Consider the following 396-nt stretch of genomic DNA (forward strand, 5'->3'; position numbering starts at 1 on the left):
AAGAACCAGTTTGAGCGGATCTTTGAAAATGCATATCGTTGGCAGAACAAATTATTTAGACCAATCATCAAAGACTTCATTGATGACTTTATTCTCGATAAAAATCATCTCCTACCACAGAGAATCTATAAATAATAGTGCGTAAGTCCTAAATTAAATACTTTTAATCGCCAATATCCATTTTTATCCCGCACACCTAATATTTTTAAAACCAAAACTAAACTTAAAAGTAATAATAAATACCACGAACCTAACTTGCCCCAACCCACCATATGCCAAGCATCAACTTGACTCGGATATAACCAGATTTTATAAAATGTACGGCTTTGTTGCACAAACCTATCTGTAAAGGCTTTTTCAGCGATATAATTTTCAAATGAAGAAGCCTACACACAA

2 pseudogenes are annotated in these 396 nt (G+C 33.3%); one reads left to right on the plus strand and one right to left on the minus strand.

Going from position 1 to position 396, the window contains the following annotated elements:
• Nucleotides 1–135: pseudogene (locus NO346_RS14685) on the plus strand (IS701 family transposase); the annotation flags it as partial.
• On the opposite strand, the pseudogene NO346_RS14690 reads toward NO346_RS14685, so the two are convergent.
• Nucleotides 126–323, minus strand: a pseudogene (locus tag NO346_RS14690) (DUF817 family protein); the annotation flags it as partial. The pseudogenes NO346_RS14685 and NO346_RS14690 sit on opposite strands and share 10 nt — an antisense overlap.
• Nucleotides 324–396 lie beyond the last annotated feature (73 nt).

This window comes from Acinetobacter sp. 5862 (genome assembly GCF_024494585.1).
In the GTDB taxonomy this organism is placed as follows: Bacteria; Pseudomonadota; Gammaproteobacteria; order Pseudomonadales; family Moraxellaceae; genus Acinetobacter.